At 44.6% G+C, this 471-nt stretch carries 1 protein-coding gene; it reads left to right on the forward strand.

Features of this window, described 5'->3' with window-relative positions:
- Positions 1-213 precede the first annotated feature (213 nt).
- Positions 214-471: hypothetical protein (locus NE665_RS24005; protein ID WP_256302718.1), on the forward strand; the 258-nt coding region annotated here is incomplete at its 3' end.

The raw sequence follows: 471 nt of genomic DNA on the forward strand, positions 1-471 counted from the left end.
CATATCTGCCGGCAGGCTACATGGCAAGTTGCCATGTAGGTATGGAATACCGCTTCTGCTTCCTCACTCAAGGACCGGGTTGTATTTTCCTAGCGGAAAATCTCCACCCTGCCTTATGGCTCCTTGACTGCTCCGCCTTCAGCGGTGTGAAGAAAGTGTAAGGCAGCTACCTTACATGAAGTGAGTGGTGACCCCACGAGGAGGAATAAAAGCATGACGAATAAAGAATTGAGTATGAAGATAAGAAAATCGCTGAAAGAAGCAGGATACACACAAAAAGATATAAAAGTCTCTGTCCGTTCATCCCGATATGACACAGCCGCAAAAATCACGATCCATAATCCTCATATCGATAGACATCGAATAGAAAAGATCTTACGCCCTGCATATGAAGAGATCGATAGAGATGACATTACCGGAGAGATCCTGCAGGGAGGTAACACGATGCTATTTATCGAATATGAATATGGA

It is taken from the genome of Clostridium sp. DFI.1.208 (assembly GCF_024463855.1).
Lineage (GTDB): Bacteria > Bacillota_I > Bacilli_A > Erysipelotrichales > Erysipelotrichaceae > Clostridium_AQ.